Genomic DNA, 25,197 nt, shown 5'->3' with positions numbered 1-25,197 from the left:
TGTTGACAGCTTATAGCCGATTAGTTAATGACCACGATGAGGTCGCCACCTTCGACCTTGGTGGCCTGGCCGATGGCTACGCGCTCGACCTTGCCGTCCTTGGTTGCGGAGATGGAGGCTTCCATCTTCATGGCCTCGATGACGGCGACTTGGTCGCCGGCCTTGACCTCGTCGCCAGCCTTCACGGTGGCGTTGACCACGCCCGCGAACGGCGCGGCCACGTGGCCGTCGTTGGACGGGTCGGCCTTCTCCACGGTGGCCACGGAGGACTCCACGTTGTTGTCGCGGACCTTCATCGGGCGAATCTGGCCATTGACGTTGAGCACAACGTTGCGCATGCCCTTCTCATCCGGCTCGCCGAGGGCGTCGAGACGAAGCGTGATCGTCTTGAGATCCGCACGGTCGTTAGAGCCCTCCGGGAAGTAGTGGACGATGTAGTCGTTGCCCTCTTCCAAGCCGTAGAGGAAGACGGTGTCCGTGAGCGCCTCAGTGTTGCCAAAGGTGCGGCGGAACTCATTGAACTCCTCGAACTGCTTCGGGAAGAGCAGTCGGTTCAGGGACGCACGGCGCTCGTCAGAGTTGTCGGAGACCAGGTGAGCTTTCTCCTCTTCCGGTACTGGCTTGACGGAGACGTCGCCAGGCGCGCGGCCCTCAAGGACCTTGTCGCGCAGCGGTGGCCAGCCACCCGGAGGGGTACCGAGCTCACCGCGGAGGAACGCGATGACGGAATCCGGGATGTCGTACTTGGTGGGGTTGGCCTCGAAGTCTGCTGGATCGACGCCCGCCCCCACGAGGTGCAGAGCCAAGTCACCAACAACCTTGGAGGACGGGGTCACCTTGGTCGGACGGCCAAGCATCTCATTGACAGCGGCATAGGTGTCCTCGATGACCTCGAAACGGTCCTCCAAGCCAAGCGCGGTAGCCTGCGCACGCAGGTTGGACAGCTGGCCGCCTGGAATCTCGTGGCGGTAGACACGGCCGGTCGGGCCAGGAATGCCCTTCTCAAACGGACGGTAGAGCTGGCGGACAGCCTCCCAGTAAGGCTCGAGATCGGAGACGGCCTGCAGATCGATGCCGGTGTCGCGCGAGGAGTTGGAGAACGCCGCGATGATGGCGGACAGCGAAGGCTGCGAAGTGGTGCCAGCCAGCGGTGCGGAAGCACCGTCGACGATGTCCGCGCCAGAGAGCGCCGCAGCGTAGTAAGTAGCCAGCTGGCCGCCCGCGGTGTCGTGAGTGTGGACGTGGACCGGCAGGTCGAATTCCTTGCGTAGCGCCATGACCAGCTTGGAAGCGGACTCCGGACGCAGCAGGCCAGCCATATCCTTAATGGCCAGCACGTGCGCACCGGTGTTCACGATTTCCTCAGCCAGCTTCAGGTAGTAGTCCAGCGTGTAGAGCTTCTCCCCCGGCGAGCACATGTCGCCCGAGTAGGCCATAGCAACCTCAGCCACGGTGGTGTTGGTCTCCAGGACGGCGTCGATAGCCGGGCGCATCTGGGTGACGTCGTTCAGTGCGTCAAAGATGCGGAAGACATCCACGCCGGACTTGGCGGCCTCCTGCACGAAGCTGGTGCACACATCGTTGGAGTACGGCGAATAGCCCACGGTGTTGCGGCCGCGCAGCAGCATCTGGATGTTCTGGTTCGGCATTGCCTCACGCAGCAGATCCAGGCGGACCCACGGGTCCTCCTTGAGGAAGCGCATGGCGACGTCGTACGTTGCGCCGCCCCACGCCTCGACGGAGAAGAGCTCCGGGGTCATGCGCGCGACAGCCTCAGCAGCGGTGACCAAGTCGGTACCGCGCACACGGGTGGCCAGCAGGGACTGGTGCGCATCGCGGAAAGTGGTGTCGGTGACAGCCAGCGCGGACTGGGCACGAATCTTCTCAGCCCACTTCTTCGGACCGAGCTCCAGCAGCTCATCACGGGAACCGCGTGGCAGTGGCTGGGACTTGTCGAAGGTAGGAATCTTGTCGAAAGGACGCAGCTTGGTCGGGCGCTCACCGTTTGGCTTATTCACGGTGACATCAGCGATGTAGTCGATGATGCGGCCAGACTCATCCACTGCCGGCGGAGCCTTGAGCAGGTCTGGGTGCTCCGGGATGAAGCCGGTGTCCACGCGGGTGGCCACGAAGTCAGGCTCGCGCAGCAGGGCGCGCAGGAAGCCGATGTTAGTAGCCACACCGGCCACGGTGAACTCGTTGAGCGCGCGCTGCGCGCGAGCGACTGCCTGCTCGAAGGAAGCGCCACGGCAGGTCATCTTGACCAGCAAGGAGTCGAAGTTCGGGGAAATCTCCGCACCGACTGCGGTTGCGCCGTCGAGACGCACGCCTGCGCCGCCCGGAGAGCGGTAGGTGGTCAGAGTGCCGGTGTCTGGGCGGAAGCCGTTTGCTGGGTCCTCAGTGGTGATACGGCACTGAAGAGCAGCGCCGGTAAGGGTGATCTCTTCCTGGCGCAGGCCGAGCTCCTCCAGGGAGACACCAGCGGCGATCTGCATCTGGGACTTCACTATGTCCACGCCGGTGACTTCCTCGGTCACGGTGTGCTCAACCTGCACGCGCGGGTTCATCTCAATGAAGACGTGGTTGCCCTTCTCATCCACGAGGAACTCCACGGTGCCGGCGCCCTCGTAGTTGATGTTCTGGCAGAACTTTACGGCATCGGCACAGATGCGGTCACGCAGCTGCGGATCCAGGGTCGGGGCGGGAGCGATCTCGACGACCTTCTGGTGGCGGCGCTGCACGGAGCAGTCACGCTCGAAGAGGTGAACGACGTTGCCCTGGGAGTCAGCCAGAATCTGCACCTCGATGTGCTGGGGCTTGATGACAGCGGTCTCGAGGTAGACGTGACCGTCGCCAAAGGCGGCCTCTGCCTCGCGGGAAGCCTCAGCACACTTGGTCTTGAGCTCGGCCTCGTTCTCGATGAAACGCATGCCGCGTCCGCCGCCACCGGCGACGGCCTTGACAAATACCGGGAAGGTGAAGTCCTTGGCGTAACCAGCCAGTACATCGGGGTCAGTGGAAGGCTCGGAGTCCTGCAGGGTCGGCAGGCCAGCTTCCTGAGCGGCGGTCACAGCGGCGGCCTTGTCACCGGTCAGGTCCAGGGTCTCCGGGGTCGGGCCGATGAACTTGATGCCATTGTCCTGGCACGCACGAGCTAGATCGGCGCGCTCTGAAAGGAAGCCGTAACCAGGGTAGATTGCGTCTGCGCCGGACTTCTTCGCAGCGCGGATGACCTCGTCGATGTCGAGGTAAGCCTTGACCGGCTGGCCCTCGGTACCGATGCGGACTGCCTCATTGGCAAATGAGCGGTGGAAGGAATTACGGTCTTCCTTTGGATAAATTGCAACGGTCTTGGAGCCGACCTCAAAGGCAGCGCGGAAGGCGCGCACGGCAATTTCGCCGCGGTTTGCCACCAAGATCTTAGAGAAGGACTTGTGGGCGGTATCAGACACTGGGAGTGATCCTTTCAGATAAGCACAATACAAACTTAAGGATAGTGTCCGAGGCGACAACGCGGGCGGAAATCGATATACCAAACAACAGAAATTGTTCAGTTTCTCACTAAACGCACCATGCATACCTCTAGACACCCCACCCCATATCACTTTGGAACTGAAGCCGAAAAAGTACTTTCTTATTGAAAATATATAAATCTCTTGACATGTCCCGTTCCGGTTTCTATCCTTCAATCAGGTTCACAAGAACCAACTTCATCTTTCACCCCAAAGGACTCGCAATGAAGATAAAAAAATTGGCTATAGGCTGTACTCTCGCCGCTAGCTCTCTCCTCGCCGTTCCGACTGCTCAGGCCGCTGACTGGGAGTGTGGCGGTAACCTCGTGTGCATCTTCGATCATGCAAACTACGGTGGTTTCCTTGGCTCTCGGGGCTCAGGTATTGGTTTGATGAACGTCTCCCGCAACGCAAACGATAAGACTTCGTCGTGGATCAACAACACTTGGTCAAACGCCGCTTGGTATCACGATGCCAACGGGCAGGGCAAATGTCACACCATGACCCAGCAATCTCGCAACAACTACGTCGGTTTCTGGAATAACGACCGTCTGTCGTCGTGGCGAACTGACCGAGGCTGCTAGCTATCCCTTTTCCACACACGCCTCGGTCAATGACCTTGGCGTGTGTCTCTCTGTTGTAAAGAGCTCATGAATACAGTCACCATATCTAGGGTCCACAAGTATTTAGGCGAAGGCGCCCAGCGCACGCATGTTCTCAAGGGCACAAGCCTAGAGGTTGATGAAGGTGAGTTTCTCGGAATTTCAGGAAAGAGCGGCTCCGGCAAAACCACTCTCCTGCGCGCGGTTGCAGGTCTTCTACCTATCGATGAAGGCTCAATCTCGGTCTTCGATACCTGTGTATCCACCGCTGCTCCCAAGGAACTACTCGCCTTGCGCCGCAACACAATCGGTTTCGTCCATCAAGACGACTTATTAATGAATGAACTCACCGCGCTCGAAAATGTCATGCTTGTGCTTGCCGCAGCGGGTGTCGATGAAACGGCGGCACACAACAAGGCTTCCGAGGCATTAGCCCAGGTAGGACTAGCAGAACTTGCTCAACGGTTTCCCGCAGAGATGTCGCGCGGCCAGTGTCAAAGAGTCGGAATCGCCCGAGCACTGTCTGGGAACCGGCGAATTCTCTTGGCTGATGAGCCGTCTGCTGCGCTCGATTCCGAGAACTCCCATGGCATTTTTCGACTCTTCAAAAAGCTCGCATCAACTGGCACAACCGTGATAGCAACCAGCCACGATCCCATCATGCTCGACTATTGCAGCACGGCCTACACGCTGATCGACGGCCAGATCGGGAAAGCAGCCCCGCATGCTCAATGAACTGATTACGAAAGTCGTGCATTCTTCGAAACGGTACCGCTTCGGCGCAGCGGCAATCGCAGTGTGCTTAGGATTATTCGCATTTGCTGTCTCGGCCGATCTCTTCATGACGTTGTCCCCGCAGCAGAAGGCGCAGTCAGAATTGGGAAACAACGCCGTGCGCGTGGACGTGCCTGTGTACACGCGGGCGGGCGTGGTTGAGCAGACGCTGCCACAACTTGATTCCCCAGAGCGGGGATTTACTGCCCAGCTCGAGACTTACGATCTCTATGTCGATAGCGATCCTTCAAATTCCCTTGTCTACAAGGAGTCTCACTGGGAAGATCAAGCTCCCGATTTTGGGTTGACATTGGTTCAGGGCCAGTGGCCTAGCGCTCCTGGCGAGGTAGTAGTCACCGAGGACGTGAACCTTAGTCTTGGAGAGAACACAACTGCATTCAACGGCACGCTACCTCTCCGTATCGTTGGCGTTGCATCGAATTCCTTCCACAAGCATGAAGAAGCTGTGTACGGCGCGTCGGGAACGTGGAACACCATCGGCGCTGACGCTTATTCCATGACCTCCGCTTCGGTCCGGCCAATTGTTTTCGGTTCCGAAGGAAAGACTCCTGCAGCCCTCACCGAGTTCATTAGGAGTCAGATCGGGGATGCAGACCTCGTCGATCGTGCAGCGCTTGACGACGCCTTCTCGGCATCGCTTCTCACCCGAGAAAGCTTGCTCGCAACGCCGCCTTCAGGATTCGCCGATAGCTATTCCTTCTTCTTCGGCCTGTTCGCCGTTGTCATCCCATGCGCTTTGATCTTCTTCCTGTGGCGGATTACCTACCAGGTACTTCACCCGTTGAGCCAGCGGTTTTTCGAGCTAGGAATCTCGCCCTTCCTATTGTGGAAGTCCAGCGCATTCATCCTGCTTCGTTCAGCCTTGATGTACTCCGTCGCAGGACTCGTATTGGGTGCAGGTCTGGCACAATGTGCGCGCCCTTTCATTTCTGGACTTGGAGGTTTGCCTGATCCTGGAGTCCTGATTCCATGGAAATGGTTAGTGCTTCTTCTCGCTAGCTCACTAGCAGCACTCCTGATTGGTGCTATTGCCACCGCGCCGTCGGCTCAACCTCATCCGTTCTGGAAGGACTTCCCGACACCGACCCCATCGGCATCATTCTTACGCTGGGGTGCAGTCGTTATTGTCCTTGTCGCTGTCCTCTTCACGTTCGCTGCAGCACTGCTGGGGCCCGACGTATTCGAAACATGGGCGCCAGCGCCAACCGTGGCGATGTGCATCGTCTTTTCTCTTCTTCTCGCACGCTGTCCGCGAACCAGCCGGCCCTACACTCCAGCAGGCGTGGCCCTGAGATTTGCCGAAAAACACCGTCAACTCATTGGTACGGGTCTGGTGTTGTTGGTCCTGTGCATGGGAACCGCGGTGTTCAGTAGTTCGATGTCAGCCAGTTTTACAGCCAGTGAGAACGACAGCTTGACGTCGACAATCGCCCCAAACCAGGCACACGTTTTAAAGAAGACAGATGATGGCCTAGCTACAAACGCTGATTCCGTTCAGCACGTCGCCACTGCGTTGGGTGTGCCCGCCCCAGTTCGTATTTCTTATGTCCAAGCCACGCTGGAAATGCCCACGGAGATGTCGGGGACTTTTGGTGTACTGGGCGTCGAATCCGTTCATGACGTAGAACGGCTCTTAGACCGAGAGCTTACTGCCTCGGAAAAAGATGTCCTTGCGACCGGAGCATTGGTCCGCGATAACAGATTCATCGACCATGACCATGCTTCAATCAGCACGAGCAGAAATCCCAGTCCCACAACCCTTCCAGCGGTGAGTATCGACTTCGGACCTCACTGGGAGAAGCTGGCTGGAGGAATTATCCTCGAATCCACGGCGCAGAAACTAGATGCACCGGCAGGTAGGACACAATGGGTCTTTACGGGTCTCCAGGAAGACCAAGAAAAGCGCTTTCTTGATAGCGCTGCGCAAGCCCGTATCCCCCACGAGCTCGTACTACTGCCGCTGGTTCAAACCTCTTCGACACCGCGGGCGTTCTACATCAGTTTGGCAGCCGCGCTGCTCAGCGCGTTAGCCGTAACCTTTGTTTTCTCGCGGCAACTTGCTCGCGCTACCGAAGCAATCGAGACCACCTTCAAAGTACTTGGCCTCGATTCTTCCTGGCACCTAAGAATCGTTGTACTCACGACGGCCACACTGGCATGTACTGCGATCATTACTGGCTGTATTGCTGGAATCCTCCCGCTTGCCGGAATGGTCTACGCAATGGGAGATGGCCTCACCTTTGCTATCGATTGGAAGGCACTTCTTATTGCTGCAGGCGCAATAGCACTAGGCGCTGCAAGTGGCGTTGGCATGTCATGCCTTCGCTACGTGCAGCGCCCGTCGTCAAGCACAGCGGCTCATTAGATCTGCTTCGGCGGAACGGAGCGCTGTTCCTCGCCGTTGTAGGCAGACAGCGGGCGGATAAGCGAGTTGTTCTCGTTCTGTTCCACAATGTGTGCGGTCCAACCGGTGATACGGGCCATCACGAAGATCGGGGTGAAGAACTCAATGTCGAAGCCCAGGATGTGGTACGCGGGGCCAGCCGGGAAGTCCAGGTTCGGCTGGATCTTGATGGAGGTGTTCTCATACATGGTCTTGGCCATCTTCTCGTACATCTCTACCCACTGCTCCTGGCCGTGGTCCTTAGCCAGCTCGCGGAATGCTGCCTCCATGGTAGGCACGCGGGAGTCACCGTTCTTGTAGACGCGGTGACCAAAGCCCATCACCAGTTCCTTGTTCTTGAGCTTATTGAGGGTCCACTCCTCTGCCTTGGCGGGGTCGCCAACCTCTAAGAAGTTGTGCATGACGGCCTCGTTTGCGCCACCGTGCAGCGGGCCCTTCAGGGCACCGATTGCGGCGGTCACTGCGGAGTAGGTGTCCGACATGGTCGAGGTGACCACGCGAGCCGCAAAGGTCGACGCATTGAAGGAGTGCTCAGCGTAGAGGATGAGGGACTTGTCGAATGCCTCAATATCGGAGCGGGAGTTAGCCGGCGAGCCTTCCTCGTCGCCGAAGACCATCCACAGGAAGTTCTCGGCAAAGCCCTTCTTGCGGTCTGGCTCGATGTAGCCCTCGCCACGGCGGCGTCGGATGTCGAGCGCAATGATGGTCGGAATCTTGGCCATCAGCTCGAGAGCGGTGCGGCGGATGTGCTCGGAGTCCTTGGTGTACTCTTCCGGGTCCTGCGAACCGATGAAGGAGATGGCGGTACGCAGCACGTCCATCGGGTGGCAGGACTTAGGCATCGAGGTAATCAGGTCGATGAGGTGGCGGTCGATGTGACGCAGCGCCTTCTCACGAGCGGAGAAACGGACCAGTTCACCCTGGTTCGGCAGCTCGCCGTTCCACAGCAGGTAGGCCACTTCCTCGAAGGAGCAGTAGCGGGCCAGCTCCTGGACTGGGTATCCGCGGTAGGTCAGGGAGTTGGTCTCTGGGACCACCTTGGAGACTGCGGTTTCATCAACGACGACGCCGTAAAGGCCCTTGCGGATTTCTGGGGTGTTCTCGGACATGATGTTCTCCTTTTACTTGGAAAGATTGTTCTTTGCTTGGGCGGCGCTTGACGACGCCGCGGAGCGGGCGAGCCTTGCTCGCCCGGACCAGGTGTTTACTCGAAGGTGGCCTTGTAAGCGTCCTTGGAGTAGGTGAAAACGGCCTGGTCGAAGGCGTTGTACTCGTTGTAGCGAACCAACTCGTAGAGGCGAGAGCGGTGCTGCATGCGCTCAAGCCAGTCGGTCTGGATGCCGGTCTCCTGCAAGTCCCGCAGGAAATCCTCGGTCGCGCCCATAGCCACGCGGAGGGTGGACACCGGCCAGATGACCGCGTTGTAGCCCAGGTCCTCTAGCTGCTGGGCAGACAGCAGCTCGGTCTTGCCGAACTCAGTCATGTTCGCCAGCAGCGGGGTGTCCACAGCAGCGCGGAACTTCTCGAAGTCAGCCGGCGAGTAGAGAGCCTCTGTGAAAATGAGGTCCGCACCTGCATCGGCGTAGGCCTTGGCACGCTCGATGGCGTCATCGATGCCGTGGATGCCAGCAGCGTCGGTACGGGCACAGATGATGAAGTTCTCATCGCGGCGCTCGTTGACCGCAGCGGAGATGCGGCGCACCATCAGGTCGGTGGGCACGACCTCCTTGCCGTCGAGGTGACCACAACGCTTCGGGTTGACCTGGTCCTCAAGGTGGCAGCCAGCCAGGCCGGCATCCTCGAGGGCGGCCACGGTGCGGGCGGCGGACATGGGCTCACCGAAACCTGTGTCGGCGTCGACAAGCACCGGCAAATCCGTGGCGCGGGCGATGTGCCCGGCGCGCTGGGCCACCTCGGTGAGCGTGGTCAGGCCAATGTCCGGCAGGCCCAGGTCGTTGGCCAGCACGGCACCGGACACGTAGACGCCGTTGAAGCCGCCAAGGTCTTGAATCAGGCGCGCGGTCAGCGGGTTGAATGCGCCCGGCAGCTTGGTGATTCCGGGGCCCTCGAGGGCGGCACGGAACTCCTCGCGCTTTTGTGCGTTGGTCTTGATGGAACCGAATAGTCCAGCCATTTAGAACAGTCCTTCCGGGGTCTTAGGTGCGGAAGCGAGTGCTTCCGGAGTGACAACGACGTTGAGCTCGCTCAGGTCGGTCAAGTTTTCCAGGTTCTGTACCGCTGCGAGGAAGCGCTCCTGCTCCTCCTCGGAGACGATGCCGGTGGCCAGGGTCTTGAACTTGTTGATGTACTCAGCGCGGCCGAATGGGCGGGCGCCAAGCGGGTGGGCGTCGGCAACAGCTGCCTCATCCTCGATAACGGTGCCGTCGGTGAATGTGATGACTGCCTTGCCACCGAATGCCTTCTCGGTGAGGTCGAGGGAGTGGTAGCGGCGGGTCCACTCTGGGTCCTCCACTGTGGAGATCTTGTGCCACAGCTCCACGGTCTCTGGGCGCTGTGCGCGCTCCGGAGCGTAGGAGTCAACGTGGTGCCAGGTGCCGTCCTCGAGGGCCACCGCGAAGATATACATGATGGAGTGGTCCAGGGTCTCGCGGGAGGCAGTTGGGTCCATCTTCTGTGGGTCATTAGCGCCGGTGCCGATAACGTAGTGGGTGTGGTGCGAGGTGTGCAGCACGATGGACTCGATGTCCTTGGTGGACTTGCCCGCATCGGCGATGGTCTGCTTCATGCGGCGTGCCAAGTCGATTGGTGCCTGTGCCTGGTACTCCGCGGAGTGCTCCTTGGTGTAGGTGTCCAGGATGGCGCGCTTTTCCTCTCCGTCGGCAGGAAGCGGCACGGTGTAGGTGCGCTCTGGGGAGTGGAGCATCCATGCAATGAAGCCGTCCTCGCCTTCCCAGATAGGAGCCGGTGCACCCTCACCGCGCATGGCGCGGTCGACGGCCTCGATGCCCATCTTGCCCGCGAATGCCGGCGCGTAGGCCTTCCAGGAGGAAATCAGGCCCTTGCGGGACTGACGGGTAGCGGTGGTGGTGTGCAGAGCCTGGCCGATTGCCTGGTAGATGGTCTCGACCGGCAGGTCGAGCATGGTGCCGATACCTGCTGCAACGGATGGGCCGAGGTGGGCCACGTGGTCAATCTTCCACTCGTGGAGGCAGATGGCCTTAACGAGGTTGACCTGGATTTCGTAGCCGGTCGCGATGCCGCGCAGGAGGGTCTTGCCGTCGAGGCCCTTGTGCTGTGCGACTGCAATCATCGGCGGGATGTTGTCGCCTGGGTGGGAGTACTCGGCTGCAAGGAAGGTGTCGTGGTAGTCGAGCTCGCGTACCGCGGTGCCGTTGGCCAGCGCAGCCCACTCAGCGGAGTAGTCGCCCTCGATGCCGAAAATCTTGGCGCCCTTGCCGGTGCGTGCAGCGTCGCCTGCATGTGGGTGGCCCTCTGCGATTCCGCGTGCGGAGGTCACTGGGCGGCGGGCCACGGAAGCCACTGCGACGGAGGCATTGTCGATGATGCGGTTAATGATCATCTCCTTGGTCTCCTCCGGTACCTCAACTGGGTCGGCGGCGACCTTGGCGATCTTGTAGGCAAGGTGCTCTTCGATAGGGAAATTCTCGGCGGACTTGTGAGTGCGGACTTCGTGGTTGATCACAGGTGCTCCTTTGGGACATTTCGACGTGAGGTGCTTGACTTCAACGTGAGGTTCCTCGCCTCACGGTGCTGCGTTTGCAAAATCACATTAATTTCTAGAACGTGTCGAGCGCCACATGTGTAAAATGTGTAAATCTGTTGTAGCTATCTTTCCGTTTTGCAAAACATGTGGAAACAGCTGCTCAAGAGCAATAAAGAGGATGACTGGACAATGAGCAAGCACTACGCGGGGGCACGAATCCACGCACTTCGCAAGCAACAAGGACTCACTCAAGTGGCCATGGCCAAGCAGCTGCAGCTGTCCACGAGCTACCTCAACCAGCTGGAAAATGATCAGCGCCCGCTCACCGTCACCGTCCTCATGCAGCTGTCCCAACGCTTTGGGGTGGACCCCACGTACTTCTCCGCGGACAAGGACGTGCGCACCATCACCGAGTTGCGCAGGCTATTTCCCGACGCCGCCGAGGCCACGCTTTCCGATCTCGTCACGCGTTTCCCGGAGCTGATGCCGCGCTTCCTCGAGGCCGCAGCGGCCGCACCGCAGCAGCAGGAGGGCCCATTCGAGGCGGTGCGTGACTTCTTCTACGATGCACACAACTACATCCACGCACTCGACGTCGCTGCCGAGGATCTGGCGCTGCAGTTGGGCGATCGCGTCCTGCGGCGCGGGCGCCTGGCGGCGAAGTTGCAGGAGGAGTTGGGTGTGAGCGTGCGCTTTTCCAGCCCGGTCACCCGGCGTGAGTTTCGCCCACAGACGAGGGAGTTGCACCTGCGTGCGGGACTGACGGAGTCGCAACTCGTCTTTGAGATGGCTTTGCAGTACTGCCTGTTGGCACACACTGAGCTGTGCGAGAAGCTCGTGGCGGAGCTGCCGCTTGGCGACGCCCAGCGCATCGGTACCCTTGGTCTGGCTCAATATTTCGCCGCGGCCGTGACGATGCCCTATAGCCAGTTCCTGGAGACAGCCGAGGAAACCCGCTACGACATCGACATCATCGCCGGCACCTTCGGCACCGGTTTTGAGACCACCGCGCAGCGTCTATCCACCCTGCAGCGCCCCGGCAACAAGGGCGTCCCCTTCTCGTTCATCCGCACTGACCGCGCGGGCAATATCTCCAAGCGCCAGTCCTCCACCGCGTTCCACTTCGCCCGCGGTGGCGGCTCCTGCCCGCTGTGGATAGTCCACCGCGCTTTCGAAACCCCCAACCGCATCACCCGCCAGGTGGCCTCCATGCCGGATGACCACACCTATCTGTGGATTGCACGTTTCGTGCAAGGCCAAGCCAAGGCCTGGGGTACCCCGCGTAAGGAGTTTGTGGTGGGCCTCGGCTGCGACATCTCCCAAGCCGACCGCTTGGTGTACGCGGATGCTTTGACGCTCACGGCGTCGGCAGCCACGCCGATTGGCCCCGGATGTAGCGCCTGCCCGCGCGAAAACTGCGCCCAGCGCGCTTTCCCACTAGCCAGCCGCCCGGTAAAGCTCGAGCTCAACGCCACTCCAGAGAACGCTTACCAAACCAGATAGCGCGTACGTTCGAAACGCACGGAAGCCGTGTCCAGCGCCTTTGCGAAACTGCTTGTGTTCCCAAGGTTGCACCCCAGCATTTCTCTCGCTGGGGAGGCATCCTCCTCAACTGTTTCTTTCTGGAGGTTTTCCATGACCAACTCAAACAATCCATACGCAAACCCTCTGCAGCAGCCCGGTCAACAACCCAGCCAACAACCTGGCCAACAACCAGGTTTCCCCGCCGCTGACGGTACCTACGGCGCAGGTGCTGTACCGCCACAGGAACCGAAGAAAAAGAAGAAGGGCGGCTGCTTCAAGTGGGGCGCTGGCGCCTTGGCCGTGCTCGTCATCATTGGTGTCGCTACCGGCGCTGGCGGCGACAAGGAAGACACCGCGGCAGACAATCCGACCAGCGTTGTCCCCGAAAGCAACGTTGCACAAGATTCCGATACCTCGGGTGACCTCGCCAAGCTTTCCGACGCCCTAGCAAACATGAGCGGCGACGAGGGCGACCCCAACGCTCCCGTAGAGCACCGCAACGCACTGCGCAAGGCCAACCAGTACATCAAGACCATGAACTTCTCCCAGGCCAAGCTCTACGATCAGTTGACCAGTGAGTACGGCGAGAAGTTCCCGGCCGATGCTGCGCAGTACGCCATCGATAACGTCGAGGCGGACTGGAACGCCGAGGCCCTAGGTTCCGCGAAGAACTACATCAAGACCATGGCATTTTCTAAGGCCAAGCTCTACGACCAGCTCACCAGTGACTACGGCGAGAAGTTCACTGCGGAGCAGGCGCAGTACGCTGTAGACAACGTCGAAGCCGACTGGAACGCCGAGGCCGCGGAGTCCGCGCGCAACTACCAGGACACCATGGGCATGTCCGGCGCCGCGCTGATTGACCAGCTCACCAGCGACTACGGCGAGAAGTTCACCTACGAAGAAGCCCAGCAGGCCGTAGACCAGCTGGGCATGTAGGAAGAACTTCTCGGTTCTACTCCAAGTCGTCGTGTGCCACGAGACGGCGTGCCGCCTCGGTGATGGTGCCCGACAGCGACGGGTAGACCGCGAAGGAATCAGCCAGCTGGTTTACGGTCAGCTGGTTGGTCACGGCAACGGCGACCGGCAGAATCAGCTCGGACGCGGTCGGCGCGACGATGACGCCGCCGATAACGCGGCCGGAGGTGGCGCGGCAGAACAGCTTCACGAAACCGTGGTTCAGGGAGCGCATCTTCGCGCGCGGGTTGGTGTTCAGCGGCATCGTGATGGTGCGCGCGGAAACCTCGCCAGCTTCAATCTCAGCCTGGGTAAAGCCCACGGCGGCGATCTCCGGGCGGGTGAACACCGCGGTGGCCACGGTCTTCAGGCGCAGCGGGGACACACCCTCACCGAGCGCGTGGTACATCGCGATGCGGCCCTGCATAGCCGCCACGGAAGCCAGCGGGAAGAGGTCAGAGCAGTCACCGGCTGCGTAGATGCCAGCAACGTTGGTGCGGGAGACGCGGTCGACCTTGATGTGGCCGGACTTCTGAGTAGCCACGCCCACGTACTCTAGGCCCAGGTCCTTGGTATTCGGGATGGAGCCGATGGACATGATGACGTGCGAGCCATGAATCTCGCGGCCGTCCTGCGTCTTGACCACAACATTGCCGTCCTCAGTGCGGGATACGGATTCCACGCGGCAATTCTTCTCCAGCTCCACACCGCGCTCAGCCAGCACGGTCTCGAGGACGTCGGCAGCATCGGCGTCGTCATGCGGCAGAATACGGTCGCGGGAAGCCACCATGGTTACCTTGACGCCCATCTCCGCGAAAGCGGACACGAACTCAGCACCGGTCACACCGGAACCGACCACGATGAGGTGCTCCGGCTCTTCCTTCAGGTCATAAACCTGCTGCCAGGTCAGAATGCGCTCGCCGTCCGGCTGCGCGCCCGGCAGGATACGCGGGGTGGCACCGGTTGCCACGAGCACGAGGTCTGCCTCGAGGGTTTCGGTGGAGCCATCGCTCTTGGCGACGTCGACCTTGTGCGCCGCGCCCTGCACACCATGCTGGTCCTCGCTGAAGCTCGCGCGGCCGTCGATAACGTTGACGCCGATCTTCTCCAAGCCCGCACGCACATCAGCAGACTGGTTTGCAGCCAGCGCCTGCACACGCTCGTTGAGCGCCTGCAGCTTCAGCTGCATAGAGCCGAGCTGCTCGTTGAGCCCCATGGCTTCAGCTCGACGGAAGTCGGTGCGCAGGTTTGCACCAGCAATGAAGGACTTGGAAGGAACGCAGTCCAACAGGACGGAGGAGCCACCGGGACCCTGCTCCTCTACCAGGGTAATGTGTGCTCCATACTTGGCGCCGGCAATCGCAGCTTCGTAGCCTGCTGGGCCGCCACCGATAATAACGATGCGCGGTGCATCCTCGATTACTGCGTCAAGCGCTTCCTTTGTCACTGTCTATTGCTCCTTTATAAAGTTTGTTAAGGACATGGGGTAAATCCTTTTGACAGTGTAGTAGTTGCGCCCCTATTCCTGCACGTCGGCGAATTGCTCCACTACGGAGCCGAAAAGCTTCACGCCTACACCGATGCAGCGCTCATCGACGTTGAGGTCCCCCATGTGCAGGTCATGCTGCTCGCCTTCGCCGGACCAGCAGCCCAAACGCGCCATGGAACCCGGAACATGCTCGAGGTACCACGAGAAGTCCTCGCCACCCGAGGACTGAGGTGCCTGCACCACGGCCTGCGGGTCGATGGCCTGTGCGGCGGAGGCCAACAATGCGGTAGAGACGTCGTCGTTAAGCACGGGCGGAACGCCGCGGTGATAAGTCAGCTCGTGTTCCACGCCCACCGGTGCCAGAACTTGGTCCACCAACTCGGAAAACAGGTTCTGCATGTCGCGCCAGATGGCGATGTCCGCGGTGCGCATCGTGCCGGTCAGCGTTCCGGACTCCGGCATCGCATTCGGCGCATAGCCCGAGTTGACTTGGCCAAAGACCAGTACGGTGCCCGTGCGCGGATCGACGCGGCGCGACAGCAACGCGGGCAACTCCGTGATGACCTTGCCCAACGCATAGACCACGTCGGCGGACAGGTGCGGACGCGAGGTGTGGCCCCCTGGCCCCTTGACTTCCAGCTCCACGACGTCCGTTGCCGAAGTAATAGCACCTGCACGCACACCGATGCGACCCACGCGCAGCTTCGGCTCTACGTGCACGGCAAAGATCGAGTTAACCCCCTCCAGCGCACCCCACTCGATAACGTCGGTGGCACCGCCTACCCAGACTTCCTCGGCAGGCTGGAAGATGATGCGCAGCCCCAACTCGAGGGAGTGTTCGCGCTGGTAGTCCGCCATTGCACAGGCAAGCCCCAAGGCGATGGTGGTGTGCACGTCGTGGCCGCAGGCATGCATGGTGCCGGGGTTCTCTGAGGTGTACTCCAATCCGGTGACCTCGGTGACCGGCAGTGCGTCAATGTCGGCGCGGAAAGCGAGGCGTCCCAGTTCCGTGTCCGGACCGATGTCCACCATGAGGCCTGTCTCGGGGAAGCGCTGCGGCTGCAGCCCGTACTCCTTGAGGGTGCGCGCGATGAAGTTGGTGGTCTCCACCTCGTTGTTGGAGGTCTCCGGGTGGCGATGGATATGACGGCGCCACGAGATAACCTCCGCGCGGTGGCTATCAAACCACGCGTTCACGAATGTCGAAATCATTGCGTACCTCCTGCACACCCACCCGCAGAACATGCGAAACCGGGGTCGTTGTCTTTCAGTGCAGTCTACAACTAGACAAAGCGGTACAGGTAGTCGCGCAGCTCATCGCTGTAATATACAGAGCGGTACGGAGCGCGGCATGTCATTTTGCTGACCTAATAGCCGCGTGGGAAACCGCGCGTGCGCGTGATCAATCCAGCACCATATCGGCCGCAGCGAAGCGACGGCGATCGATATAGGAGGCTGAGAAGGCCGCGACGTCGTCAAGCGCTGCAACGACCTCATCCCCGACCCCGCCCGGCAGCAACAGCGAAGGCGGAACCTCCAGTGCATAAGCCAGCTTGAACAGCGTGGACAGCTGCGGATCGGCCCGCAGATTCAACGCTTTGTCAGTGCGCTCCAGATTGGAAATCTGACTGCGCGAGACCCCCGAGATCTCCGCGAGCGCTTTTTGCGACATGCCCCGCCGCTCGCGCGTCTCACGCAAGCGGGATGCGAAATCGTGGCCCAAGGCGGACCACCCACCAAAAGAAATGGACACGAGTCTTGACCCCCCATTCAGACGTTCGTGGGGGCAAGCCTAGCGCACTTTAGAGGTCGATGTTGCGCGGTCCGTAGAGGCGATCGCCGGCGTCGCCCAAACCTGGGACGATGTAGGCGTCTTCGTTCAAGCTCGGGTCAATAACCGCGGTAACCAGGCGGACCGGCAGGCCGGAATTCGCCAGCGCATCCACGCCTTCCTGCGCGCAGACCATGCAGATTGCAGTAATGTCGGTGGCACCGCGATCGGCCAGCAGCTTCAAGGAGTGCAGGAGGGAGCCGCCGGTAGCGAGCATCGGGTCCACGACGAATACGGTGCGGCCGGTGAGATCCTCGGGCAGCGCCTCGAGATAAGGAACCGGCTGGTGGGTTTCCTCATTGCGGGCCATGCCGATAAAGCCCACCTGGGCATCCGGAATCATGGCTAGAGCTGGGTCGATCATGCCCAGGCCCGCACGGATGATGGGGACGATGATGGGCGGGTCCAGAAGGCGGGTGCCCTGTGCAGTATCGACAGGAGTGACGCAGTCGAAGTGCTCGACGGCGAGGTCACGGGCTGCTTCATAAACGAGCATGGTGCCCAGGTCCTTGAGGGCGGCGCGGAAGGCAGAGTTGTTGCTGCGAGCATCGCGCATGATGGTCAGGCGGGAGGCGGCAAGGGGGTGATCTACTACGTGGATGTCCATGGTTTCCTACTCTATCCCCTCCCCTGCCGGTTCTGGTATCTAAACGTTTCCCCCGCCCCTGCAATGGGCAATACTTTTCTCGTTGGTGAGGGAACCGCGGGCGCTTTTGCGCAGTCCAATAAGGCATGACAACTTTTAAGATTGATACTGAGTTCACCCGCCATCTTGCCCGCGAGCTTTATGACGCTGCCCAGGGCACCACTCCACCACTGCCCCAGATTCCAGAGGGAACGCTTTCCGCTTTTGGTTCCGCTTTGTGCGCAGCCTTGCGCAACGTCGGGGCGCGGACGGAGAGTCTGCGTACTGACATGGAAATGGTTGCTGACGCGTCTTTCGCCATGGCACAGGAGGCAGAATCTACTGATTCTGGCCTAGCGGCCGGATTGGGAGGTGTGCTCTCGTGATTGAGGCAGCGGTCAAACAGATTTCCCAGATGGCACCGCCCGCGCTCCCAGCGGTGGGCCTGCCGCAGTTGCCGGATCTGAGCACCATCGGCCCCTTGGCGGACATCGTACACGGCGATCCGAGCAAGCTTCTCGACGCCGCCGGTGTCCTCGCCGCTGATCGCGACACCATCGACGCCGCGGTGGCCAAGGCCCGCACGCTCATCCAGGCCACAGGCCAGGACCTCATCGGTATTGGATTGCAGCTGCTCACCCAAGCCGCACCCCTGGCGCTTGGGCTCTTGGTTCCAAACCCAGCAGTGCAGGCAGCTGCACGAGCACGCCTGCACGGTCTCATTACAGAACACTTGGCCAACGCTTTTGCCCGCGTCAAACAATTGCTGGCAGAACTGGTCGCTGTGGCGAGGCCGTTGCTACCCATCGCGCAGCGCGCCATCGAACCCACGGTAAAAGGACGCGCAGAAGGAACCGGGAACGAGCTTTCGCCTTCTAAGACTCCAGAGCCCCACGCAATTTCAGCGAAACACTCCACGGCCATCGGCGGCGATGAGTCCAGTGGGTCGGCACAGGGGCGGGCCGCGGTGGCCGCCGCGATGAGCAAGCTCGGTACTCCCTACGTATGGGGCGGCACGGGCAATGGCGGCTTCGATTGCTCTGGGCTTACCCAATGGGCGTGGCGCCAGGCCGGAGTGGAGATCCCGCGCACCGCCGAGTCCCAGACCGTAGGCAGGCAGGTCAGCGCCAACGAGCTACAGCCCGGTGACCTCGTGGTGTGGGATGGCCACGTGGCCATGTACAAGGGAGGCGGCGAAATGATCGAAGCTGGTAGCCCCGTGGAAACCAGCCCATTGCGCACCACCAATATGGGCATGGCATTCAAGGGGTTCTGGCGCCCCACCGGCTAGCACGCTCTTATGCGGATTTAATAAATGGGTAAGTTAGACTGTCTACCCATGAGCACCCGCGCAATCATTCCAGTCCAGCTCTCCTTGACCGAGGGCGATTTTTACACCCTGTGGGCACCAAAGTGGCGTCAGAATGGCTCCGAGTGGCAGGCATTCTTGGGCGACGAAGAATCCGTCCTCGCCTTCAACTCCGCAGCAGAAATGCTGTGCTTCTTAGAGTCCGGTAAGCACCACGACTTGGTCGACCACCCCAAGTGGGCCGATTTCCGCGCCCAAGGCGAGGATCGCATCACGCCAGCAAAAAAGGATCACTTCGACCTCGTCGGCATGCCTTCCCATCTGGCGGGCCGCCCGAGCCACGAGAACGTCACCGCTGTTGCCCGCAACCTGGAGATCGCCGAGGCGCTCGCCAACGTCGCCGGCGCGCAGCACACCGTAATCTTCTTCGCGTCGCACTCCATCCTGCGCAACGTCACCCGCGGCGCTAGCCACTACGCCGGGGACCAAGGCATGAGCGAGTGGTCCGGCGTGGGCCGCGTGGTCCTAGCGAACTGGAAGAGCGTCATTGAGGACCTCGACAAGCAGGTCAAGGTCGTCGACTCCTCCGAGTTCGATTCCGCGCAGGTCAAGGATGCCGAAGAGCGCATCGCCGCCGCCACCGCGGCTGCCGAAAAGGCCCGCAAGGAGGCCGAGGAAGAGCGCAAGGCTGCGTCCGCTGCCGCCGACCCTTATGACAACTCCCCGTGGGCCACTGCTGGCATCGACCCAGTAAAGATCACCGCGGACATGAAGTCCGTGTACACCCTGCGCACCTACCTCGATGGCAAGCCTGTCTTCTTGGGCAAGTGGGGCGAGATTTACACCTTCAACTCCCTGAAGACGCTCGTGCGCTGGATCATGGAAAATGACGACCACGATCTCGCCCGCGTTTCCACCTGGGAAGAGCTCGTCTCAGCAGCTAACGCCGGCGAGCTGAAGGCCAGCGTTCACCCAGACAACCAGTACACCTTCAACGGCATCGTGCGCGATATCGAGAAGGGCCCGGAGGCCGTCGATGCTGACCAGATGGGCCGCTGCTACGAGGTGTGTGCCGACGCCGCAGACTGGGCTGGCGACGACTCCATCAACTCCTACATGCTGGAAAACCCCCGCTTCCAGGACTACCTGGGCTATATGCTGGGCTCCACCGAGCACGCTGGCTACATCCCCTCCAAGCCTTATAACCACCACGCCGAGGCATGGAAGGGCCTGGAGGAGATGCTCATCAAGCGCTTCTCCCGCTTCTAAAGAGCCTCCAGGGTGCGGCGAAGGGCGGCGATGAGGTCGTCGACAAGCGCCCGCGAAGCCCGGGCTTTCGGCCGAATGTGGTCGAAGCCGTGGTACGCGCCCTCATAAACCTGAAAGTCCACCGGCACGCCTACTTCCTGCAGGGCGTCCGCGTGGGCTTTTGCTTCGTCATAGAACAAATCCAACGAGCCCACGCCGATCCACGTCTGCGGTAGCCCCCGCAAATCCGCACGGGTCGCCGGCGAAGCATATGGCGCAATCTCCGCCTCCAGGTGGTCCGCGCCCAGGTACTTCGACCATGCGCCACGGTTGGAGTTCGGCGTCCAAATGAACTCTCCCCTGCCGGACTGTGCGCGCAGGGTGCGGTGGTCAATCATCGGGTACACGAGTCCCTGGAACACCACGGGGTGACCCTCATCGAGTGCGCGCTGGACGACGCCCGCCGCCAGCCCACCGCCCGCACTGTCCCCGGCCACTGCGATGCGGTGCTTGTCGACGCCCACCTCTTCCGCATGCTCTTGCAGCCACCGCAGGGCGGCATAGCACTCGTCATGGTCGGCCGGGAAAGGTGCCGCGGTGGACTTGCGGTAGCTCGGAGCCAACACCACCGCCCCCAGCTCGTCCGCGATGCGAGAGTTCTGCGGATCGTAGAACCCCGGGCTACCGATGAGGTGGCCACCGCCGTGCGTCCACAGCAGCGCTGGCGCGCCCGGCTTTTGGTTGCGCGGGGCCAGCAGACGGGCGCTGAACTTCTGCCCTTCGAACTCGCCATGGATTACGCGGACGTCGACGTCGCGCTCCACGGCACGGATGTAGTCGTGGTTAGCAATGAGCTTGCTGATTGCCACGAATCCTCCGTCCGGAAGGAGATGCATGGGCAGGTACAGCGCAGGATGGCGCAGCTCCGGCGAAACCTCCTTCATGACTTTGTGGCGGTTCCACGCGTAATAGGCACACCCCGCTGCCAAACCGATGGCAAAGCCGATTCCGGTTCGCCAGGCACGCATTTAGTTCTCCTCTGCTTCCTCAGCCAGTGACTCCTCGGTATCCGGCCCGGCCATCTCTGGGTCAGAGAACTCCTCATAAGCCGGCAAGATGACGGTCTCGATCAGGTGCTGGCGCTCCTCCTCCGTGCTGAAGGAGTTCTCCAGTGCCTTCACAGTGAGGTCGAAGAACTCTTCGAGCCCGTAGCCAAAGTGCTCGTTCAGCGCCAAGAACACCACGTTGAGGTTGCCCTCGCTAGCGCTACCTGCTGTGACCGCGCAGGTAAAACCGAGCTGCTGCAGAAGGGGCAGCGGGTGATCGCTGATCTCCTCGAAGGACAAAGGCTCGAAGGTAGCAGCCAGGTGGCGGTCACGAATCCATGCGGAGACCGTGCCCGGCTGGATGCCATCGAGGTCGGCGGTGAAGTCGTCGGGAAGCTGCGTCGCGTGCGCCAAGCGGGTGGCACCTGCTTGCACCGCCGCGGCCACGGCCTCGAACTCGAGGTCGCGCACGTCCACAACGAAGGGCACAAAATTCGCACGCAGATCAGCCACTACGTGTGGCTCGGTCTCGCCCTCGAGCACAAAGCCCACGACCCTGGAGCCCCTGCGGGCGCTGGCTGCCTGTGGCGCGCTGGTGAGCAGGAGCCGGGCATCAATTCCCGGTACCTCCAGGCCCGCGATGGCTGCCTCGAGGGCAGTCTCTGCCCCAAAGTCGAAGGCCTGCGGGTCGAAGCGAATCTCGGCATACACCACGTTTGCAGAGGCCAACTCCTCCACCGCCTGGGTCATCGCTGCGGTCAGGGCAGCGCTATCTGCCGGTACCTGCTGCGGCGCAAAGACCGCGTCGAGCTCGACCTTGGGCAGCTGTGCCACCAGCTCCGGCACGGAATCTTTGTTTTCTGGGCTAATTAATGGTGCGTCATGCATAAGGAACATCCTAGGCACGGGCTTAAGATGTGTCATGTTATGAAAAACTTCATCGCTACTGCCCTCGCCTCGGCCTGCCTCGTTGCCAGCACCCCGCTTGCATTGGCTCAGGACACCGAGCCCACGCCGGGCGACGCCGCAGAACTGAGCGCGGAGGCAGAGTCTTCCTCCATCCGTAGGGAAGCGCCCAATACCGATAACTGCCCCCACGCACTCAGGCCCGCCGAACCGGTGTCCACCTCCGAGCGCCTCGCCCCCGGCCAGCCCACGCCGACGCCGCTGCCCGCCGTGGAGTCATCTGAAAGCTGCGGCGTCACCGCGCCCCATGGCTTTGAGGTCAACAAGGACGTCGTCGCCTCCGCGTGGATGGTCAGCGACATCGACACCGGCGAAATCATCGCGATGAAGGACCCCAACGGCCGCTACCGCCCAGCATCAATCATCAAGGCGTTGCTGGCGCTCGTGGTCATCGACGAGGTTCCGCTCGACAAGAAGGTCAAGGCCACCATGAAGGACGCCTCCATCGAAGGCTCCGCCGTGGGCATCGGCCCGGACGGCGAATACACCGTCGAGCAGCTCCTACAGGGCCTGCTCATGGCATCCGGCAACGACGCCGCACACGCCCTTGCGGGCCAGCTTGGCGGCGACGAGGAAGCGTCCAAGAAGGTCAACGCCCTCGCGAAGAAGCTCGGCACCCGCTCCACCCGCGCCGCCAGCTACTCTGGCCTCGACTCCGCAGGCATGTCCACGTCCGCGGAAGATATCTCCATCATTTACCGCGCTGCATTCCGCAACAAGACCTTTGCCCGCATCGTGGACACAGAACACGTCGAGTTCCCCGGCTGGGGCGAGCTGCCCGGTTACGAGCTGTGGAACGATAACGGCCTCTTCCTCAACGATCCAGACGGCATCGGCGGCAAGACCGGCTACACCGAGGACGCCCACCACACGTTCGTCGGCGCACTCGACCGCGGCGGCCGCCGCCTTCAGGCAGTCATCCTCGACACCACCGTCGAGCACGGCTTCCGCGCCTGGCAGCAGGCACAGATGCTGCTAGACGAAGCCTACAAGGTAAAGCCAGGCGAGGGAGTGGGCACGCTTTCCGACGCCGCCGCCCCCACTAGCAACACCTCTACCGCGACGAAGACAAAAGAGCCTGCACCGACGACGTCGCCAAGCGCATCTGCCCATAAAAAATCAGCCCTCGAGGGAATCGAAGGCTGGGCTGGCTGGGCCGTGGCCGCAATTGTGGCCCTGCTAGTTATCGTTAGCGCTGCTTTTTCACTACTTCGGCGTTAGCAAGCTTGTCATGCGCGCCAAGTAGGCCGTTTTCCTGCTTGATAGAGGTGGCGTAGAAGATAGCGGCGAAGAAGCTCACCACACTGCCCAGACCCGGAACGATGGTGATGGCGCGCCACCACTGACGCTTCAGCGACTGAACCCAGCTGAGTTTTTCGCCCGTGGTGGAATCGCGAACCTCGTAGCCCATAAGTTTCTTCATTGGGGTTCCGCCGAGAACCACCTCGAAGCCTACGCAATAGAGAATGGCACACAGCCCCATCAAAAACGAGGCAGAAAAAGTCGAGGTATCGGTGGCGAAAGCCAGCACCGGCGAGCTGATGATGCTGCAGACGAAGATGTCCGCGATAGCCATGATGGCGCGGGTGCTGGCCAAAGGGCGCTCCTGCGCAGAGGCTGCCGGGGTATAAGGGCTTGCCTGAAGCGCTGGCACAGAGGCTTGGTTGGGATGTGTGAAGGGATCGAACGGTGACTGCTGCGCCTGTGCAGTCGGTGCGAATCCGTACTGCTGCTGATTGGACTGCTGGAAGCTGTGCTGAACATTGAAGGGCCACTCACCATAAGCCGCTAGCTCGCTCAGCTGCGGCCACGTTGGGCGCAGCTGATCCTCGAGTCCCTGATCATAAGTCGCACGAATCTCTGGCGAAGACAAAATGGTATGCGCAATCTGCGCTTCCTGACGGCGATCATCGCCGATTTCAAACCCCATCTGTTCCAGACGTGCATCCTTCGCTGCCAATAAAATTCCCAGCTCACGGGAGGTGTTGCGGCGGTCAAGGTCGAAGTGCTCATACAGGTCTGGGGCAAAGGAATCTGGAGTCATAGCAAGCAGTCTAAGTCAGGGATCGGAAACTATTTGAACTACGGGGAATGCTACTTACGGCGCAGCAGCGCAGCAACGCCCGCGGCGGCTGCACCAAGTACGGCGCCCGCGCCCAAGGTCACACCGGTGGACGGGCCAGATTTGACCTCGTTGCGCACGCGGATGACGGCCGGCTCCGGCACTGGCGGCTCAGCAAGCTCCATGGATTCCTCGGTGGTTGCAGTCCACGCGGAGACGTACAGAACAACGCGCCAGATTAGGTACATCACGACCATAAGCACGATGACTGGACCGAATACCGCACCGGCCGGGTTGCCCGAAGCTGAGGACATGATAACGGTGGACAGCTGCTTGATGGCCTCGAAGGCCACCGCGCCGATAGCTGCGCCCTTCAGTCCTGACTTGGTCGGCACGTCGGTGCGCGGCAGGAAGACAATCATCCACCAGAACACCAGGAAGTTGGCCACCAAGCCGATCACGATGCCGGCCAAGACCAGCACTGCATCCATCCCCGGGAAGGACTCAATGCCGACCCACTCGAAGACCTTCTGAGTCAGTCCAGAGGAACCCGCAGCGGTTACGCCGAAGGCGATGATGAGCGCCACCAGCAGGCCGATGAGGCCCAACAGGTCACTGAGCTTCTGCGTAAAGAAGTTGCCCTGGGTCTCGTTTGGGTCCTTATCCCACATCGCGGAGATGCCGATGCGCAGGTTATTCATCCAGCCCAGGCCGGACCACAGGGTGGTCAAACCACCGATGCCGTACATAGCGCCGCGCTGGGCGATGGCGGTCTCAAGGAGCTCATTGAGGGTGTCGCCCAAGTCGCCGGACACGGAGTTCGCGATCTGGTCCTGCACTTGCTGCATGAGGTCCGGGCGGGTAGCCAAAACTGTGGCCGCGCCAGCAACCGCAAGCATGAACAGCGGGAAGATTGCCAGCACTGAGAAGTAGGTAATGCCGGCGGCAAACTGGTTGCCGCCCTGCTCGCCATAGCGCCCCAGCATGCGCATGATGTGGTCGACGAAGGGGGATTTCTCCCTCACCTTGTCCACAGGACCCGGATCATCGGCATGTGCGCGCTCGATGCCGTAATCGTCCGTTTTTGATTGATCTGTCTGAGTGGAGGTAGCCACGGGCAGTCGGTCCTTTACAAATTTTCA

21 protein-coding genes are annotated in these 25,197 nt (G+C 61.0%); 9 read left to right on the top strand and 12 right to left on the bottom strand.

The features are described from left to right. Positions 1-20 precede the first annotated feature (20 nt). Entirely contained in the window at positions 21-3,452 is a 3,432-nt protein-coding gene (locus HMPREF0308_RS01405) for a pyruvate carboxylase (protein WP_005528009.1), read from the bottom strand. Between the two features lie 284 nt (positions 3,453-3,736). Here HMPREF0308_RS01405 and HMPREF0308_RS12900 point away from each other — a divergent pair, with 284 nt between their 5' ends. The 3 genes from HMPREF0308_RS12900 to HMPREF0308_RS01390 all read left to right on the top strand — a co-directional run bounded on the left by HMPREF0308_RS12900 (position 3,737) and on the right by HMPREF0308_RS01390 (position 7,274). Then, positions 3,737-4,096 carry a peptidase inhibitor family I36 protein gene (locus tag HMPREF0308_RS12900; RefSeq protein WP_005528008.1) on the top strand — a complete coding sequence of 120 codons (360 nt, stop codon included), beginning with the start codon at positions 3,737-3,739 and terminating at the stop codon, positions 4,094-4,096. 66 nt (positions 4,097-4,162) lie between these two features. Beyond that, the gene (locus HMPREF0308_RS01395) at positions 4,163-4,849 is read left to right on the top strand and encodes an ABC transporter ATP-binding protein (RefSeq protein WP_005528007.1); all 687 of its coding nucleotides are present in this window, start codon (positions 4,163-4,165) and stop codon (positions 4,847-4,849) included. Then, positions 4,839-7,274 (top strand): hypothetical protein, encoded by a 2,436-nt coding sequence (locus HMPREF0308_RS01390; RefSeq protein ID WP_005528006.1) that lies wholly within the window; start codon positions 4,839-4,841, stop codon positions 7,272-7,274. Before HMPREF0308_RS01395 ends, HMPREF0308_RS01390 begins: the two co-directional genes overlap by 11 nt. On the opposite strand, the gene HMPREF0308_RS01385 is transcribed toward HMPREF0308_RS01390, so the two are convergent. From HMPREF0308_RS01385 to prpD, 3 genes are all read right to left on the bottom strand, one after another. Then, the gene (locus HMPREF0308_RS01385; protein WP_005528004.1) at positions 7,271-8,422 is read right to left on the bottom strand and encodes a bifunctional 2-methylcitrate synthase/citrate synthase; all 1,152 of its coding nucleotides are present in this window, start codon (positions 8,420-8,422) and stop codon (positions 7,271-7,273) included. The two genes, HMPREF0308_RS01390 and HMPREF0308_RS01385, sit on opposite strands and share 4 nt — an antisense overlap. A gap of 95 nt (positions 8,423-8,517) precedes the next feature. Beyond that, on the bottom strand, positions 8,518-9,447 hold the full coding sequence (gene prpB / locus HMPREF0308_RS01380) for a methylisocitrate lyase (protein WP_005528003.1): 930 nt from the start codon (positions 9,445-9,447) through the stop codon (positions 8,518-8,520). Beyond that, complete coding sequence (gene prpD / locus HMPREF0308_RS01375; RefSeq protein ID WP_005528002.1) at positions 9,448-10,977, bottom strand: 2-methylcitrate dehydratase PrpD; 1,530 nt, start codon at positions 10,975-10,977, stop codon at positions 9,448-9,450. Between the two features lie 210 nt (positions 10,978-11,187). On the opposite strand from prpD, the gene HMPREF0308_RS01370 reads away from it, so the two are divergent. Together HMPREF0308_RS01370 and HMPREF0308_RS01365 are read left to right on the top strand one after the other, a co-directional pair. Then, positions 11,188-12,501 (top strand): short-chain fatty acyl-CoA regulator family protein, encoded by a 1,314-nt coding sequence (locus HMPREF0308_RS01370; protein WP_034656549.1) that lies wholly within the window; start codon positions 11,188-11,190, stop codon positions 12,499-12,501. Between the two features lie 132 nt (positions 12,502-12,633). Beyond that, positions 12,634-13,461 (top strand): Ltp family lipoprotein, encoded by an 828-nt coding sequence (locus tag HMPREF0308_RS01365; RefSeq protein ID WP_005527997.1) that lies wholly within the window; start codon positions 12,634-12,636, stop codon positions 13,459-13,461. Positions 13,462-13,477: 16 nt separating this feature from the next. On the opposite strand, the gene HMPREF0308_RS01360 is transcribed toward HMPREF0308_RS01365, so the two are convergent. The 4 genes from HMPREF0308_RS01360 to upp form a co-directional block, all read right to left on the bottom strand. Continuing rightward, the gene (locus HMPREF0308_RS01360) at positions 13,478-14,926 is read right to left on the bottom strand and encodes an NAD(P)H-quinone dehydrogenase (protein WP_005527995.1); all 1,449 of its coding nucleotides are present in this window, start codon (positions 14,924-14,926) and stop codon (positions 13,478-13,480) included. A 72-nt stretch (positions 14,927-14,998) separates the two neighbouring features. Continuing rightward, complete coding sequence (locus HMPREF0308_RS01355; protein ID WP_034656548.1) at positions 14,999-16,180, bottom strand: amidohydrolase; 1,182 nt, start codon at positions 16,178-16,180, stop codon at positions 14,999-15,001. A 190-nt stretch (positions 16,181-16,370) separates the two neighbouring features. Then, entirely contained in the window at positions 16,371-16,721 is a 351-nt protein-coding gene (locus HMPREF0308_RS01350) for a helix-turn-helix domain-containing protein (protein ID WP_005527991.1), read from the bottom strand. A 49-nt stretch (positions 16,722-16,770) separates the two neighbouring features. Then, positions 16,771-17,406: a uracil phosphoribosyltransferase gene (upp, locus tag HMPREF0308_RS01345; protein WP_005527989.1), complete on the bottom strand. Its 636-nt coding sequence runs from the start codon at positions 17,404-17,406 to the stop codon at positions 16,771-16,773. Positions 17,407-17,531: 125 nt separating this feature from the next. On the opposite strand from upp, the gene HMPREF0308_RS01340 reads away from it, so the two are divergent. From HMPREF0308_RS01340 to HMPREF0308_RS01330, 3 genes are read left to right on the top strand one after another with little or no spacing between them, the layout of a single operon-like run. Continuing rightward, entirely contained in the window at positions 17,532-17,810 is a 279-nt protein-coding gene (locus HMPREF0308_RS01340) for a hypothetical protein (RefSeq protein WP_005527987.1), read from the top strand. Beyond that, positions 17,807-18,715: a C40 family peptidase gene (locus HMPREF0308_RS01335; protein WP_005527986.1), complete on the top strand. Its 909-nt coding sequence runs from the start codon at positions 17,807-17,809 to the stop codon at positions 18,713-18,715. The genes HMPREF0308_RS01340 and HMPREF0308_RS01335 overlap by 4 nt, the downstream gene beginning before the upstream one ends. Positions 18,716-18,763: 48 nt before the next feature. Further along, positions 18,764-20,002, top strand: coding sequence for a hypothetical protein (locus HMPREF0308_RS01330; protein WP_034656547.1), 1,239 nt, complete (start codon positions 18,764-18,766; stop codon positions 20,000-20,002). Here HMPREF0308_RS01330 and HMPREF0308_RS01325 read toward each other — a convergent pair. Then, on the bottom strand, positions 19,999-21,009 hold the full coding sequence (locus HMPREF0308_RS01325; RefSeq protein WP_005527984.1) for an alpha/beta hydrolase: 1,011 nt from the start codon (positions 21,007-21,009) through the stop codon (positions 19,999-20,001). The genes HMPREF0308_RS01330 and HMPREF0308_RS01325 overlap by 4 nt on opposite strands. After that, complete coding sequence (locus HMPREF0308_RS01320) at positions 21,010-21,915, bottom strand: amidohydrolase family protein (RefSeq protein ID WP_236251923.1); 906 nt, start codon at positions 21,913-21,915, stop codon at positions 21,010-21,012. A gap of 39 nt (positions 21,916-21,954) precedes the next feature. Here HMPREF0308_RS01320 and HMPREF0308_RS01315 point away from each other — a divergent pair, with 39 nt between their 5' ends. Then, positions 21,955-23,214, top strand: coding sequence for a D-alanyl-D-alanine carboxypeptidase family protein (locus HMPREF0308_RS01315; protein ID WP_005527982.1), 1,260 nt, complete (start codon positions 21,955-21,957; stop codon positions 23,212-23,214). Here HMPREF0308_RS01315 and HMPREF0308_RS01310 read toward each other — a convergent pair. Both HMPREF0308_RS01310 and HMPREF0308_RS01305 read right to left on the bottom strand, forming a co-directional pair. Next, positions 23,183-24,037 (bottom strand): RDD family protein, encoded by an 855-nt coding sequence (locus tag HMPREF0308_RS01310; RefSeq protein WP_005527981.1) that lies wholly within the window; start codon positions 24,035-24,037, stop codon positions 23,183-23,185. The two genes, HMPREF0308_RS01315 and HMPREF0308_RS01310, sit on opposite strands and share 32 nt — an antisense overlap. Before the next feature lie 50 nt (positions 24,038-24,087). Beyond that, positions 24,088-25,170, bottom strand: coding sequence for a YhjD/YihY/BrkB family envelope integrity protein (locus HMPREF0308_RS01305; protein ID WP_005527980.1), 1,083 nt, complete (start codon positions 25,168-25,170; stop codon positions 24,088-24,090). Positions 25,171-25,197: the final 27 nt, after the last annotated feature.

The organism is Corynebacterium striatum ATCC 6940 (genome assembly GCF_000159135.1).
GTDB classification, from domain to species: domain Bacteria; phylum Actinomycetota; class Actinomycetes; order Mycobacteriales; family Mycobacteriaceae; genus Corynebacterium; species Corynebacterium striatum.
Note: the sequence above shows the minus strand (reverse complement) of the source record. Positions and strands in the feature narration are given on the sequence as shown.

What these genes read in the sequence shown, in the direction of transcription:
- HMPREF0308_RS12900 (WP_005528008.1), top strand. Translation starts at nt 3,737, where the DNA reads ATGAAGATAAAAAAATTGGCTATAGGCTGTACTCTCGCCGCTAGCTCT.
- HMPREF0308_RS01395 (WP_005528007.1), top strand. Translation starts at nt 4,163, where the DNA reads ATGAATACAGTCACCATATCTAGGGTCCACAAGTATTTAGGCGAAGGC.
- HMPREF0308_RS01390 (WP_005528006.1), top strand. Translation starts at nt 4,839, where the DNA reads ATGCTCAATGAACTGATTACGAAAGTCGTGCATTCTTCGAAACGGTAC.
- HMPREF0308_RS01385 (WP_005528004.1), bottom strand. Translation starts at nt 8,422, where the DNA reads ATGTCCGAGAACACCCCAGAAATCCGCAAGGGCCTTTACGGCGTCGTC.
- prpB (WP_005528003.1), bottom strand. Translation starts at nt 9,447, where the DNA reads ATGGCTGGACTATTCGGTTCCATCAAGACCAACGCACAAAAGCGCGAG.
- HMPREF0308_RS01370 (WP_034656549.1), top strand. Translation starts at nt 11,188, where the DNA reads ATGAGCAAGCACTACGCGGGGGCACGAATCCACGCACTTCGCAAGCAA.
- HMPREF0308_RS01365 (WP_005527997.1), top strand. Translation starts at nt 12,634, where the DNA reads ATGACCAACTCAAACAATCCATACGCAAACCCTCTGCAGCAGCCCGGT.
- HMPREF0308_RS01355 (WP_034656548.1), bottom strand. Translation starts at nt 16,180, where the DNA reads ATGATTTCGACATTCGTGAACGCGTGGTTTGATAGCCACCGCGCGGAG.
- upp (WP_005527989.1), bottom strand. Translation starts at nt 17,406, where the DNA reads ATGGACATCCACGTAGTAGATCACCCCCTTGCCGCCTCCCGCCTGACC.
- HMPREF0308_RS01340 (WP_005527987.1), top strand. Translation starts at nt 17,532, where the DNA reads ATGACAACTTTTAAGATTGATACTGAGTTCACCCGCCATCTTGCCCGC.
- HMPREF0308_RS01330 (WP_034656547.1), top strand. Translation starts at nt 18,764, where the DNA reads ATGAGCACCCGCGCAATCATTCCAGTCCAGCTCTCCTTGACCGAGGGC.
- HMPREF0308_RS01325 (WP_005527984.1), bottom strand. Translation starts at nt 21,009, where the DNA reads ATGCGTGCCTGGCGAACCGGAATCGGCTTTGCCATCGGTTTGGCAGCG.
- HMPREF0308_RS01320 (WP_236251923.1), bottom strand. Translation starts at nt 21,915, where the DNA reads ATGCATGACGCACCATTAATTAGCCCAGAAAACAAAGATTCCGTGCCG.
- HMPREF0308_RS01315 (WP_005527982.1), top strand. Translation starts at nt 21,955, where the DNA reads ATGAAAAACTTCATCGCTACTGCCCTCGCCTCGGCCTGCCTCGTTGCC.
- HMPREF0308_RS01310 (WP_005527981.1), bottom strand. Translation starts at nt 24,037, where the DNA reads ATGACTCCAGATTCCTTTGCCCCAGACCTGTATGAGCACTTCGACCTT.